The sequence below is a fragment of the Actinoplanes cyaneus genome (genome assembly GCF_016862095.1).
Classification (GTDB): domain Bacteria; phylum Actinomycetota; class Actinomycetes; order Mycobacteriales; family Micromonosporaceae; genus Actinoplanes; species Actinoplanes cyaneus.
This window is the reverse complement of the sequence record NZ_BOMH01000014.1, coordinates 110,963-124,042: the sequence shown is the minus strand read 5'-3', so window position 1 is coordinate 124,042 and position 13,080 is coordinate 110,963. Positions and strand designations below refer to the sequence as shown.

Here is a 13,080-nt window from a genome sequence, read left to right as displayed (position 1 = left end):
GCCGGTACCCGTCGCCGACTTGGCCCGGCGACCCCTGGCCCGCAACGACCGCATGCCGACGGGGTGATTCCGCACGAACCCTTGTCCCGGCCCGCCAAGGACCGATCAAGGGCTTGTCCCCCGTACGCCATGAGCAGATCCCCCCAGCGAAGAGGTCCCCAGTGCGCCTCCCCCGAAGCGCGGCGGCTGTCGTCACAGCCGCCGTGTTGTGCGGCAGCCTCACCGGCTGCGCCAGCCTCCAAGAGCTGACCAGCAGCAGCAAACCGCTGGCCGGCACGAAGACGACCAGCGGCCCCGCCGCCAAGGCGTCACCGGCCGCGACCGGCACCGCCACGACGGCCGCGAAACCGGCCCGTCCCAGCGGCGCGCTCGACACCGGCAGCGCCGTCCACCGCGTCAAACAGGGCAACTTCACGGTCCAGCTGACGTACTGGACCTCCGACAACGCCAAGCTCTACACCGCGGACGGCGTCAAGACCATCAACGTCGCGGCCCACATCGAGGACGCCGACAGCACCCACCGGGTCACCGTCAGCACGTTCCAGGTGACCCAGGACGACGGCACGAACCGGGTGGTGGCCGCGACCGACAAGGGCACGTTCGACGTCACGCCGCCGTACCCCTACAACACCGTGGTGACCCTGCCCGCGGCCACCGCGGGAGCAACGGCGCTCACGCTCACGATCCGGCTGGACCTGCTGGTGGAGACCGCCCCCAAGGCGAACACGTACTACCGCTCGACAGCGCTGGACACCCTGACGCTGCCACTGCTCACGAATGGCGCCACACGATGACCGAGACCAGTCCCGGCCTTCGCCGAGCTACCGACCGCCGCATCCTCGTCCCGCGCAGCACCAAGGCGGGACCGCTGGCGCTGCCGCCGGCCGTGCCGCAGCTGGCCCTGCTGGAACACGCCGAGGCGGTGTCCGACGAGATCGCCGCCGCCAAACCGCGGCACGCGACGATCAGCTGCATCATCCCCTGCTACAACGAGCAGGACACGATCGGCGACGTCCTCAAGAGCATCCTGGCCCAGACCCGGCTGCCGGACGTCATCCACGTCATCATCAACAACACCGACGACGACACCCCGGAGATCGCCCGCTCGTTCGAGGGCCGGCACACCCGGACGATCAAGGGCGAGGAGTTCGTCACCACCGTCCACGTCCACGACATGGGCGTGAACCCGGACAAGAAGGTGGGCGCGCTCAACTACGGCTACTTCCTGTCCCGCGGCTGCGACTACATCCTCGGCGTCGACGGCGACACGACGCTCGCCCGCGACACCGTGGAACGGCTCGAGCTGGAGATGACCGACGACCCGCGCATCGGCGGGCTGAGCGCCATCTACACGATCGACAAGAGCCGGTACCGCGGGCTGATGGCCCGGTTTCTCGTGGCCGGCCAGCGGGCGCAGTTCGGCGCGTTCAACATGGACAACCTCCTGCGCGGCCGCAACATGGCGGTGCTGGGCGGGCAGTGCAGCCTGTTCAGCATCCGCGCGCTGGAGATGGTGATGGTCCGCCACCACCAGCAGGCGCCGTGGGTGCGCGACAGCGAGGTGGAGGACAGCAAGCTCTCCCTCCAGATCAAGGACGCCGGATTCAGTACGAAGATCAGCGCGACCGCCCGTGCCTTCGTCGGCCCGATGACGAACCTGCGCGCCCTGCACGGTCAGCAGGTCAAGTGGAACTTCGGCGCGATCGACCTCTTCTGGCCCGGTCAGCGCGGTGACAACAAGGGTCAGCCGCTGCACCCGAACCTGCGCCTGCGCTGGTACGAGAACATCGCGATGCTGTTCAACATCGGGTCCCGGATCGGCTTCCTGCTGCTGCTGATGGCGGCACTGTCGATTCACGCGTTCGTGTTCAACCCGATCTGGCTGATCCCGCCGGCCATCGCGATGCTGCTGAACCTGCGGCTCGCGCTGGCGATGAAGGACAAGAGCGCGTCGGACCTGCTCTACGCGGCGCTGTTCCTCCCGGCCGAGTTGTACATGTGGATCCGGATGGGCCACTTCGTGTCCGCGTGGACGCAGTTCCTCGCCCAGAGCGACAAGGACAACTGGGCCGCGCAGGCGAACGCCGAGAAGGGCAAGGGCTCGGCCTACGTCATGCCGCTGATCGTGCTGCTCGCGATCCTGGGCGGCGGAATCTACGCCTGGAGTCAGCAGAGCGTGGGCGTGCAGTCCGCGATCCTGTCGCTGGGGTGGCCGATCCTCTACCTGGCCACGATCGCGCAGACCGTGTTCATGCTGCGCAAGCTCGTGCGGCGGCACCGCGGCTTCCAAGTCTGACGCACGCGCTCGCCCGGCCGGTCAACGATGATCGCCGGGCGACGCATGCTCACCGGCCCGCCGGGTGTTTCGCCGGTCGGCGCGTTCCCACCGGCCCCGCCGCGAGGTCGCGCCGGGCGTTTCGCCGGCCGGCTCGCTCCCACCGGGCCCGCCGGGAGGTCAGCGGCAGGCCCGCAACGCGGTCAGCGTGATGTTGACGTCGAAGACCGGCCCCTCGTTGCTGTCCCACCCGCCGTCCGGGCGCTGCGTCTCGGCCAGCCTCTTGCGCGCGTTGCGCAGCAGCCAGTCGTCGCCCAGGTTGACCCGGCGCAGCGCGGCCGCCATCTGCGCGACGTCGGCCGGCGCCATGTCGGGCAGCCGCTCGCCCAGGACCAGCTGCACCCGGGACGACTCGTAGAAATACTGCTGCTGGTGCAACAGGCCGGCGGCGTGCCAGCCGGCCGCCAGGAACGACGGCCACGTCCCGTCCGGCCGGATCTGGGCGGCGACGAACCCGGCCGCCGAGGTCAGCACGTTCTGATAGCGGCCGCGGGTCTGGTAGGAGTCGATCTCGACGGCGGCCGCGGTCAGCCAGAAACCGGCCGCCGAGGTCAGGTAGAGCGTGGCCTCCGGGTCACCGGGCATCGCCCACGCCGGGGCCTCGCCGGCCAGCGACTCGTGCTCCTGCCAGGTGCCGTCGGGGCGCTGAGCGGTGGCCAGCCAGTGCAGCGCGCGCTCGGCGACCGGGCCGGCCTGCAGGCCACCGAGATCGTCGAGCTCGCCCAGGCGGAAGCAGGTGGCGTCGACCGAGGGCACCTGCCCGTCGGCCGAGGCGGGCCAGCCGCCCTCCGACATCTGACCGCCGGCGATCCGGTCGATGATCTCCGGAGACGCCGGCTGACCGGTCCGCAGATACGACAAGCGCGCACGCTCGACCGGGTCACCATGGGCCACGACGTATCCGATCGCGGCATCGGTATCGACCACGATAGAGACGCTACCCGCCGATTCTGTGATTCGCCGCCGTGATCCGGACAGCACTTGTCACACCGAAGAGTGTTTCCGGGCCGGCGCATCCGTGAAGGAGCGCCGGCCCGCGGACCTCAGTACGACGGCAGGGACGGGTCGACCGTGTTGACCCAGGAGACGATGCCGCCCTGGACGTGGACGGCGTCCTTGAAGCCGGCCGCCTTGAGCGCGGCCAGCGCCTCCGCCGAGCGCACGCCCGACTTGCAGTGCAGCACGATCTGCCGGTCCTGCGGGAACTTCGCCAGCGCCTCGCCGGAGAGGATCTCGCCCTTGGGGATCAGCGTCGCGCCGGGGATCCGGTTGATCTCCCACTCGGCCGGCTCGCGGACGTCGACCAGGAAGATGTCCTTGCCGCTGTCCTGCCAGTCCTTGAGCTCGCGGGCGGTGATCGTCGAACCGGTGATCGCCTCCTGCGCCTCCTCGGAGACCGCGCCGCAGAAGTCCTCGTAGTCCTCCAGCAGGTCGGTGACTGTCGGGTTCTCCCCGCAGAGCGCGCAATTCGGGTCCTTACGGACCTTGATCTTGCGGTACTCCATCTCCAGGGCGTCGTAGACCATCAGGCGGCCGACCAGCGGCTCCCCGATGCCGGTGATCAGCTTGATCGCCTCGTTGACCTGGATCGAGCCGATCGACGCGCAGAGCACGCCGAGCACGCCGCCCTCGGCGCAGCTCGGGACCATGCCGGGCGGCGGCGGCTCCGGGTAGAGGCACCGGTAGCAGGGACCGTGCTCCTCCCAGAAGACCGAGGCCTGGCCGTCGAAGCGGTAGATCGAACCCCACACATACGGCTTGCCGAGCAGCACCGCGGCGTCGTTCACCATGTACCGCGTCGCGAAGTTGTCGGTGCCGTCGACGATCAGGTCGTACTGGCTGAAGATCTCTTTGACGTTGTCGCGGTCCAGCGCGGTGTTGTGAATGATCACGTTCACCAGCGGGTTGATCTCCGCGATGCTGCGTGCCGCCGACTCCGCCTTGGGCGTGCCGACGTCGGAGACGCCGTGGATGATCTGGCGCTGCAGGTTGGACTCGTCGACGGTGTCGAAGTCGATGATGCCGAGCGTGCCCACCCCGGCCGCGGCCAGGTAGAGCAACGCCGGTGAGCCGAGGCCGCCCGCGCCCACGGCGAGGACCTTGGCGTTCTTCAGCCGCTTCTGCCCGTCCATCCCGACATCGGGGATGATCAGGTGTCGCGAATAGCGGCGGATCTCGTCGACGCTCAGCTCGGCGGCCGGCTCGACCAGCGGGGGCAGAGCCACAGTTCACTCCCCGGGTTCGGTGGTAAGGATCGTCGCCCATTGTCGCTCGTTCGCCACGGAGATGCGCATGACGTCGGCCACGGGCCCGACATGCGGGATCCAGGAATAAACCGCGGAGGCTCAGGGGCGCGGTTCACCCTCGTACCGCTTCCCGTCGAGGTAGGGCCAGGCGTTGCGGGTGCAACCGTCCAGGCCGTACGTCTGCTGGAGCATCACAGGCGCCGGTTTCCCCCTGCCGGGGCAGCTCTCGTGCCCGTGCCCGAGCTCGTGACCCACCTCGTGGTTGATCGCGTACTGCCGGTACTCCCACAGCTCGCCGTCGTAGTCCGGGACCGCGTTCGCCCAGCGCTCGGCGTTGATGATCACCTGGCCGGGGACGCGGCACGAGGTGAAACCCTCGGTGTGCAGGCCACCAGCGGCGCACATCTTCTCCGACGTGCCCGCCGAGGCGAGATAGATCGTGAACTCCGCCCGGGCCGACTCCGGCACCCGGCGCAGCCGCACCTTCCCACTCCGGATCCAGCTCCGCTTGTCACTCAGGGTGCTGTCGATCGCCCTGGCGAACACCTCCGGCTCGACCTCGGGCACGGTCTCCTCGACGGCCACCCGGAACCGGCGCAGTTGCCCGGACTTTCCGAACGTCGCGCCGCGCGTGTCGGCGTACCGGAAATTGCCCGCCTTGCCGGACGTCTCGGCGGCCTGGCTCTCCCCCTGCACCGAGCCCACCTGATCCGGCTCTTCCGTCACCTGCGTGACCTGCGGCGCGGCGGCGCCGATCGGCTCGGCCGCGCGGTCGACCACCGCCGGTTGCCGCCGGTCCCGCAACTCGTGACCGACCATCAGAACCAGACCGACGACCATCAGGTACGCCATGAAGGTCACCCGGCGGCGACGGCGCCGCAGCCGGCGGCCGGACGGGGTCAGCCTCGCCGGGATCGCCGCGGGTCCGTCGACGTCCGGAGGCGGGCTGGTCCGGTCTATCTCGACGACCGGGGCCTCGCCGGCGGCGGCGATCGGCAGCGGCTGGTGCGGAACCGGGCTCTCCCGGGTCTCGACCGGCGCCTCCGCCTCCTCCGTCGTCACAGCCTCGGAGTGGACCGGCTGCTCGTGCGTCGACTGGTCGTCGTGGACCGGCTGCTCGTGCGTCGGCTGGTCGTCGTGGACCGGCTCCTGCTCGGCCGGATGCCAGAGGCCCTCCGGGATGCCGGCCGGGAGGCGGACACTCTCCGGAAGCCCGGCCGGATGCTCCGCCGTGGACCAGAACCAGGTCTCGTCCTCGGTCTCGTGATCCGTGGTGACCTGGGTGAACTCGACGATGTCCGGCGCGCTCGCCGGCATCTGCGGCAGATCGATTCCGGTGTACGTCGTGAGCGCGCCCGCCGCGGGCTCCGGCGCCGCATATGCCGGTCCCGCGTCCGCGATCACCGATCGAGCCGGCACCACGGGGGTTGCGACCGGAGTCTCCACCGGCGGTGACGGGTAGGCAGCGGCTGTTCCCTGCGTGAGTCCTGCTGTTCCGTGCGTGAGACCGGCTGCTCCCTGCGTGACGCCGGCCGGGGCGATCGCTGCCGGAGCTGGTCGGACGATCGGGCGGCGACGGCTCGGCCGGTCCTGCTGGCCTGCGATCCCGGCCGGGGACGGCTCGTCCCATTGCGGTTCCTCGACGGCCCGGCCGGGCCCGGGCGGCGCCTGCCGATCGGCCCGGATCGGCCGGACGAGCTGCGGCCCGTCCTCCGGCCGGACGTCGACAGGCACGCCGGCAGCGCCGGTCGGTGAAGAACGCAGCGCCGGATCGGTCGGGGTGGTCGGCGGGCGGACGGCCTCGGGTGGACCGGCCGGCGGCCGGGACGCCAGCGGCGGCCGGGAACCAGAGCCCGGGCGGGTGCCCCCCGCGGGGGTAGCCGCGCCGCGAAACCCGGAGCCGCCGGCCGAACGACCGCCCCGCCGGCCAGCGGGGCGAGGCGTCTCCTCGGCCTCGGGCTCGGCCGGCTCCGGCTCCTCGGCTTCCGGCTCCTCGCCGTCAGCGGGCTGCGCGGCCCGCGAGGCGGCCAGTCGTTCCGCCGCCAACTCCAGGATCCCGCGGGTCATGCCCGGCGGGAGCCCGGTCTCCGGATCCACCGGCGGACGCGCCGGCCGTGGCTGGGCATGCCGGGCCGGCGCGGCGGAGGGCGGCCCCGGCCGCGGTGGACCCGCCGGGCCGTCGTTCGGATTCTGCTGCGGGGCACCGGGTGGCGGCTGCTCCCGGTCGTCTGCCGGACCGAGTCGCGACCCGCCCGTGCCGTGGGACGGGTGCTGTTCGGCCCGGTGCCGGGCCGACGGGTTCTCCGCCGACATCCGGTGGCGGCCGGTGCTCGCATCCCAGCGCTCGACGCTGCGCCGATGCCGGCCGCCGGAAACTTCCCGATCCTCGGCCGCGTGCATGGCCGGCCGGGGCGCGTCGACGCCACGGCCGATCGTCTTGCGCGGCGTACCGGCCTGACCCGGCTGCACCTCCGAGGAGAGCGTCTTGCGAGGTCGCGACGCTGTGCTCGTCTCCGCCGCCACGGCCCGGTTCCGCGCCGGCGCACCCTCCCCGGGGGCGATCGTCTTGCGGGCGCGCGGGCCCGTCCCGGACTCGGCGGCCACCGCACGGCCGCCCGCCTCGCCGGTGCGCAGGCTCTTACGGGCACGCGCCGCCGTCGCCTTGGCATCCGCTGCGGTCCGACCGCCGGCCGGCGTGTCCTGCGCCGCGGCCCGGCGCCGGGCTGACCGGTTCTCCGCCGTTCCGCCGGGCCGGCCGGACGACGATTTGCCGGCTCCACCAGCCGCTTCCCGGGCGGGAAGCGCCTTTCCCGTCTTGCCGGCGGTGCTTTTGCGCGCTGTGGAGACCTCTCCGCCGGCGCTGACGGACGGCTTACGCACGGCAGGGCTGTCCTCGGCTGCGGACTTGCGGACGGCAGGGCTGCCCTCAGCCGCGGACTTGCGCACGATGGCGTTGCCCTCAGCCGCGGACTTGCGCACGGCGGCGCTGCCATCGGCCGCGGACTTGGCAGCGGACTTGGCGGCGGACTTGGCGGCGGACTTGGCGGCGGCCGGTCGGCGGGCTGGGGCCGCGGACTTGGCAGCGGCGGCGGCCGACTTGGACGCCACCGTGCGCGAGGCCGAGGGCTTGGGCTGGCCGGCCGCGGCGTTCCGCGTACGGGTGGGCTTCTCGGCGGCGTCGGCCTGCGCCGTGACGACGCCTTTCCCGGACGTCTTCGCCCGGGCCGGCTCGGTGCGGGCACGCCGTCCGGCAGCGGACCGGCTCGCGCCGGTCGCCGGATCAGGGGAGGCATTTGTCGCGTTTGCCATAACAAGGGCCAGCCTGCCACGACTCGCCGTCCGTCACAGGAGAATCGAATTCCCCACCGGAAGAACCCCGCACCACGCCGGATCGCGGGTCGCACGGTCATCCACACCAGCACGTTGTCCACAGGCCGTCAGCGAGCGTCACCGATTTCCCGCCATACTGATCAGCGGTGGCTCCCCCAGGGTGGGTGGGCCGTGACGTTCGGCCGACTGCGCAGGTCAGCGCGCCAGCGCCGGCCCCGTGAACGGCTTGTCGTCGCGGCGCGGCCAGGCATAGGGCACGCAACCGCGCGTCGTCAGGGTCTGCTGGACCATCACCGGGGCGGGGCCGCCGGCTTTCGGGCATCCCTCGTGGTGATGGCCGAGCTCGTGACCGACCTCGTGGTTGATCACGTAGTTGCGGTAGACGGCCAACGAGATCTTCGCGTTGAGGTAGGGCTTGGACGACTTGCGGTAACGGTCCAGGTTGATGATGGCCGCGCCGGGGATCCGGCAGGAGGTGTACGGCACCCCGCCGATCCGGATGTTCGTCCCGCCCGCCTGGCACTTCGATCCGGCTGTGTCCCGGGTGGCGAGGAAGACCGTGAAGTCGGCCCGCTCGTTCCCGTCGACCATGAGCAGGCGCAGGGTTCCGTTGCCGATCCAGCTGCGCCGGTCGCCGAGGGTGCTCACCACCTGGGCGGCGAACGCGTCCGGGTCCTCGCCGCTGCCCTTCTCCACGGCGACCCGGAAGCGGCGCAGCTGTCCCCTGGTTCCGAGGATCGGGCCGCGCTTGGTCGCGTACGCGAAATCGCCGGAACCGTGAGCCGGGACCGCGCCGGAGATCTGCAGGGCCTCGGGGTCGATCAGCGGTGTGGTGGCCGATGGCGGAGCCGAGGCGGAGGACGCCGGCTCCTCGATCGGCGCGGCGGCCGACGGCGGGGCGGACGGAGCGGGCGAAGACGGCGAGACGGTGTCCGACGACGGGGCAGCGGTGGACGGCGCGGCAACCGGGGAGGCCGCCGGAGCGGACCTGCGGTAGGCCACCGTGATCACCGCGAGCAGCACCAGGGTGATCGAGAACAGGGCCAGCCACCACTGGCGCCATCGGTCGTTCGCCTGCGGCCGTTCTTCCGGTTCGTGGACCGAGGTGACAGGAGCGATCATCGCGCACGAGCCTCGCACACGAGCGCGATCCACAGGTGCCCGACCGGATCAGGCGTGACGAACGACGCCCTGACCAACCCGGCCACGGCGGAGCGGCGGTCACGCCACGGGCGAGCCCACGTCCTTGAGCAGCCCGACGATCGCGCGGGCGACCAGCCGTGGCACTTCCATCTGCGCGACGTGCCCGACCCCGGGCAGGATCAGCAGCCGCCCGTCCGGAATCGTCTTGGCCACCTGGGCCGGCACGCGCGGATCGACCAGTTTGTCGTTGAGGCCGCCGATCACCAGCGTCGGCGCCTGCACCCGGGCGGCCATCCGCCACTGCGAGTTGACGCCCGGCAGGTAGGCCCGGAGGAAACTGCCCACCAGGCCGCGCAGCGTGCCCAGATAGGCCCGCGGATAGTGCGCGACCGTGTAGCGCAGCTGGATCTCCTCCATCGCCTCGACGCGGCGCTGCGGATGCACCTTGCTGGTGTCGCCGAAGCAGGCGGCGAGCACCTGCTCGGCCATCTGCTCGGCGGTGATCCGGGTCAGGCCCCAGGCCATCAGGCGTTCCGCGCCGGGAAGGGCCAGCAGCGGCAGCATCGGGCCCTGCGCGGTGCGGCGCGGGTCGAGGAACGGCATCGCCGGGGAGATCAGCGTGAGCGTGCGGACCAGGTCGGGGCGCAGCGCGGCGACCCGCACCGAGATGGACCCGCCGAGCGAGTTGCCGACCAGGTGGACCGGGCCACGACCGGACGCGTCGAGATAGTCGATCAGCGTCGCGGCGAACGACGGGATCGAGTAACGCGGGCTGGGGTCGCTGTAGCCGAAGCCGGGCAGATCGACCGCCTGGCCGTCGAACCGGTCGGCGAGCAGGCCGGCCAGATCCGTGAAGTTCTGCGAGGAGCCGCCGAGACCGTGCACGTAGACCGCCGGCTCGGCTCCGGGCCGGGTGGCCGGAGTGTCCCGGACATGCAGCATCGCGCCGTCCACCGTGACCCGTCGCGCGGGCCAGGGCGGCGGCACCTCATCGCCCGGCAGCAGCTCGCTGTCACCGGCAAGAACCGCACCCTTCACGAGGCCAAGAGTGCCTCGACGCGACGGTTCACGGCAGCCAATGTGGCGCGCACCATGGCGTGCCGGTCGTCGCCGGTGACCACGGCCGAGCCGGAGAGCTGCTCGACCCAGCCGCCCGCGCAGGACAGCAGCAGCACCACGACGGCGACCTGGCTGGAGCCGAACGAGACGGCGGCGGCGTGCTCGACGAAGCAGCGGGCCGGGCCGTCCGCGTGCGTCGACGCCGACAGCAGCTCGTCGACCGCGCCGGCGGTGGCGGTCGCGCACAGGCGCAACAGGTACCCGTCGACGGCCGGGCCGGTGGCGATGCCGGACGCCGTCCGGTCGCCGGCACGCAGCCGCACCTCGACGGTCGCGTCCGCCCCGAACGTGTTGACGTGCACGTTCTCGATCAGGACGCGTGGGCCGGGCCGGTCGCCCGGGTCGAGCGGGCGGGGTTTGTTCAGGTCGCGCGGGGCCAGGGCGGCGGGGGCGGCGACCGGCTCGGGCTTCGGAGCGGGCGCGGGCGCAGGCGCCGTCCGCGGGGCCGGCGAGACCGGAGGCGCCTGCATCGGCGGCGCCATCATCGGCGGCGGCGAGACCGGGGGCGGCTGGACCGGCGGCGCAGTGATCGGGGCGGCGGAGACCGGGGCGGCCGAGACCGGGGCCGGGGCCGGCGGCGCGGAGGCCTGCGACGCGGCCGGGGAGATCGGCCTGACCGAGGCACGGCCGGGCCGGGTGGCTTGGGCCGGCACCACCGGGGCGGGCGCCGAGCCGACACCGCCGAACGCACCGGGCATGGCCGCGTCCAGACCCATGCGCTCCTGCAGCAGGCGGGCGACGTGACGGCTCACCTCGGCCGCGTCGGCGCCGTCGGCCAGGTCGAGCCGCAGGCTGTGCGCGCCGGTCGGGGTGGCGCGCAGCGACGCGTCCCGCACGCCGGCGACCTCTCGCACGGCGGCCAGGATGGCCTGCACGTCGAAGCCCTCCTGACGTTCCTGCGCGGGCACGACGTCGCCGCGGCGCAGGTGCGTCGCGATGCGTGCCAGGGCGGGCGCCTCGGCCGATGGCTCCACTGCGGGCGGCTCCGGGACTCGGGGCACGTCCGGCTGGGCCGGCACGCGCTGGGGCAGCGCCTCGCTCGGCTCGTCCAGCGCGGAACTGAGGCTCTCGGACGGGTAGGAAGGGGCCGGCTCGTAACCGCGGCGGGCGAAACTGGACGCATCGTACGTCGGGAGGCCCAGGCCGGGCTCGTTGTCCACCGATCGCTGGTCCCCCGCCGGTGCGGCAGGCTCCACCCGGGGCAGGCCCTGCGCGAGCGTGTCGTTGACCAGCGCGTGCCGGGATCGGGTCGGTTCGGACGGAGCGTCGGTCCGGCTCAGTGGATCTCCCTGGGTCGGGCCCGTGGGGCGGGCCATCGGCACGGCGGCGCGCTGGATCGGCGCCGGCGGACCGCCACGGTACGAATCGTCGAGGTCACCCTCGTACGGAAAAGGGGGCGCGCTGGACGGAGCGGACGGTGCCGGATCGACCGGACGCGGCCGGTGACCGAGAATGTCAGCCAGACGGCTGCGGTCGCCGGACCACGGCGACGTCTCGGTGTTCCCGGAAGGGGGAATCTCGGTGGGCTGCGGTGGGTCCACGAACCCCGGCGGGGGTGGCGCCTGCGCGGGCACGGCAGAGCTCGGAGCGGGCCCGAAGGGGCGTTCCGGGAAGGGTTGCCGGCCGGCGTTCCCGCGCCGCCAGGGCGGCAGGTCCGCTTCCTGCTCCAGCGCGGAGCCCGTGTTCGACCACGGGTTTTCACCATTCGTCCAGCCGTTCACCCGACTGCGGTCACGCCCGTCGGCACCGTTGCCGCCGCTCGCGGCTCCGGCGTCTCCGGAATGCCCTGTTTCATCCACCGCGTGCTCCTCGCTCGCCCCCGCTGAGGCTACCGTGTGGTTGCAGTGGCGATAAGTTGCAGCGTCGCGACAATTGCCCGCACGACCGCGACAAGCGCCGATCCGGGCAATCCGCGTCGACAAACCGCGGGGACCGACCCCCTGGAGGTTCACCAGATATGACCGCCGCGTCCGGCGGGGCTCAGACCACTCGCCCCACCCGGCTGCCGAGATCGGCACGCCGCAAGCAACTGCTGGCCGCCGCCCAGCAGATCTTCGTCGCGCACGGCTACCACGCCGCCGCGATGGATGACATCGCTGAGCGCGCGGGCGTCTCCAAGCCTGTGCTCTACCAGCACTTCCCCGGCAAGCTCGAGCTCTACCTGGCTCTGCTGGACACCCACTGCGACGCCATCATCGCCAAGGTCCGGGGCGCGTTGGAGGCGACCCCGGACAACAAGGAGCGGGTGAAGGGCGCCGTCCGGGCGTATTTCGACTTCATGGACCACGAGAGCGAGGCGTTCCGCCTGGTCTTCGAGTCCGACCTGCGCAACGACCCGCAGGTGCGGCAGCGGGTCGAGCGGGTCGAGCAGGGCTGCATCGAGGCGCTGACCGAGACGATCATCTCGGACACCGGGCTCCGGCCGGACCAGGCGCAGCTGCTGGCCTCCGGCCTCGCCGGCGCCTCCGGAGCGGCCGCTCAGTACTGGCTGGCGAACGGCCGCCGTACGCCCAAAGCTGAAGCCGAGAGCCTCGTCGCCGCTCTGATCTGGCGCGGGATCGCCAGCTTCCCCCTGCAGGGCGGTTCAACGGCCGGAACGGCACCGGAAATCGGATAGCCTTTCGAAGCGGTATACGGGTTGACAGAGGAGGACTCCGTGGAGGTCAAGATCGGCGTGCAGCAGTCGCCGCGTGAGCTCGTGCTGGAAAGCGCCCAGACTCCGGCGGAGGTCGAGGAGGCGGTGTCCGAGGCCCTGGCCAAGGACGGCGTCCTGACGCTCACGGATGAGAAGGGTCGCAAGGTGATCATCCCGGTCGCCAAGGTGGCCTACGTGGAGATCGCCGAGGCCTCGCACCGGCCTTTCGGGTTCACCACCCGCTGATGCGGTAACGGGAGGGCGCCCTCGTC

The 13,080-nt window shown here is 72.1% G+C and carries 10 protein-coding genes; 4 read left to right on the top strand and 6 right to left on the bottom strand.

Annotation, left to right across the window (positions count from 1 at the left end; translation table 11 throughout):
* The first annotated feature begins 161 nt into the window (after window positions 1-161).
* Both Acy02nite_RS09050 and Acy02nite_RS09045 read left to right on the top strand, forming a co-directional pair.
* Complete coding sequence (locus Acy02nite_RS09050) at window positions 162-794, top strand: hypothetical protein (RefSeq protein WP_203739391.1); 633 nt, start codon at window positions 162-164, stop codon at window positions 792-794.
* Window positions 791-2,296 carry a glycosyltransferase family 2 protein gene (locus Acy02nite_RS09045; RefSeq protein WP_203739390.1) on the top strand — a complete coding sequence of 502 codons (1,506 nt, stop codon included), beginning with the start codon at window positions 791-793 and terminating at the stop codon, window positions 2,294-2,296. The genes Acy02nite_RS09050 and Acy02nite_RS09045 overlap by 4 nt, the downstream gene beginning before the upstream one ends.
* Window positions 2,297-2,455: 159 nt before the next feature.
* Here Acy02nite_RS09045 and Acy02nite_RS09040 read toward each other — a convergent pair whose 3' ends face one another.
* The 6 genes from Acy02nite_RS09040 to Acy02nite_RS09015 form a co-directional block, all read right to left on the bottom strand.
* A complete protein-coding gene (locus tag Acy02nite_RS09040; RefSeq protein ID WP_203739389.1) occupies window positions 2,456-3,262 on the bottom strand; it encodes a prenyltransferase/squalene oxidase repeat-containing protein in 807 nt (268 codons plus the stop codon).
* A gap of 116 nt (window positions 3,263-3,378) precedes the next feature.
* The gene (gene moeZ / locus Acy02nite_RS09035) at window positions 3,379-4,560 is read right to left on the bottom strand and encodes an adenylyltransferase/sulfurtransferase MoeZ (protein WP_203739388.1); all 1,182 of its coding nucleotides are present in this window, start codon (window positions 4,558-4,560) and stop codon (window positions 3,379-3,381) included.
* A gap of 120 nt (window positions 4,561-4,680) precedes the next feature.
* Window positions 4,681-7,890 carry a DUF3152 domain-containing protein gene (locus Acy02nite_RS47170; protein ID WP_275407293.1) on the bottom strand — a complete coding sequence of 1,070 codons (3,210 nt, stop codon included), beginning with the start codon at window positions 7,888-7,890 and terminating at the stop codon, window positions 4,681-4,683.
* A gap of 216 nt (window positions 7,891-8,106) precedes the next feature.
* Window positions 8,107-9,033 (bottom strand): DUF3152 domain-containing protein, encoded by a 927-nt coding sequence (locus Acy02nite_RS09025; protein ID WP_203739387.1) that lies wholly within the window; start codon window positions 9,031-9,033, stop codon window positions 8,107-8,109.
* 99 nt (window positions 9,034-9,132) lie between these two features.
* Window positions 9,133-10,092: an alpha/beta fold hydrolase gene (locus tag Acy02nite_RS09020; protein WP_203739386.1), complete on the bottom strand. Its 960-nt coding sequence runs from the start codon at window positions 10,090-10,092 to the stop codon at window positions 9,133-9,135.
* The gene (locus Acy02nite_RS09015; RefSeq protein WP_239174496.1) at window positions 10,089-11,489 is read right to left on the bottom strand and encodes a Daple; all 1,401 of its coding nucleotides are present in this window, start codon (window positions 11,487-11,489) and stop codon (window positions 10,089-10,091) included. Before Acy02nite_RS09015 ends, Acy02nite_RS09020 begins: the two co-directional genes overlap by 4 nt.
* A gap of 641 nt (window positions 11,490-12,130) precedes the next feature.
* On the opposite strand from Acy02nite_RS09015, the gene Acy02nite_RS09010 reads away from it, so the two are divergent.
* Entirely contained in the window at window positions 12,131-12,790 is a 660-nt protein-coding gene (locus tag Acy02nite_RS09010; protein WP_203739384.1) for a TetR/AcrR family transcriptional regulator, read from the top strand.
* 39 nt (window positions 12,791-12,829) lie between these two features.
* Entirely contained in the window at window positions 12,830-13,054 is a 225-nt protein-coding gene (locus Acy02nite_RS09005; RefSeq protein ID WP_203739383.1) for a DUF3107 domain-containing protein, read from the top strand.
* Window positions 13,055-13,080 lie beyond the last annotated feature (26 nt).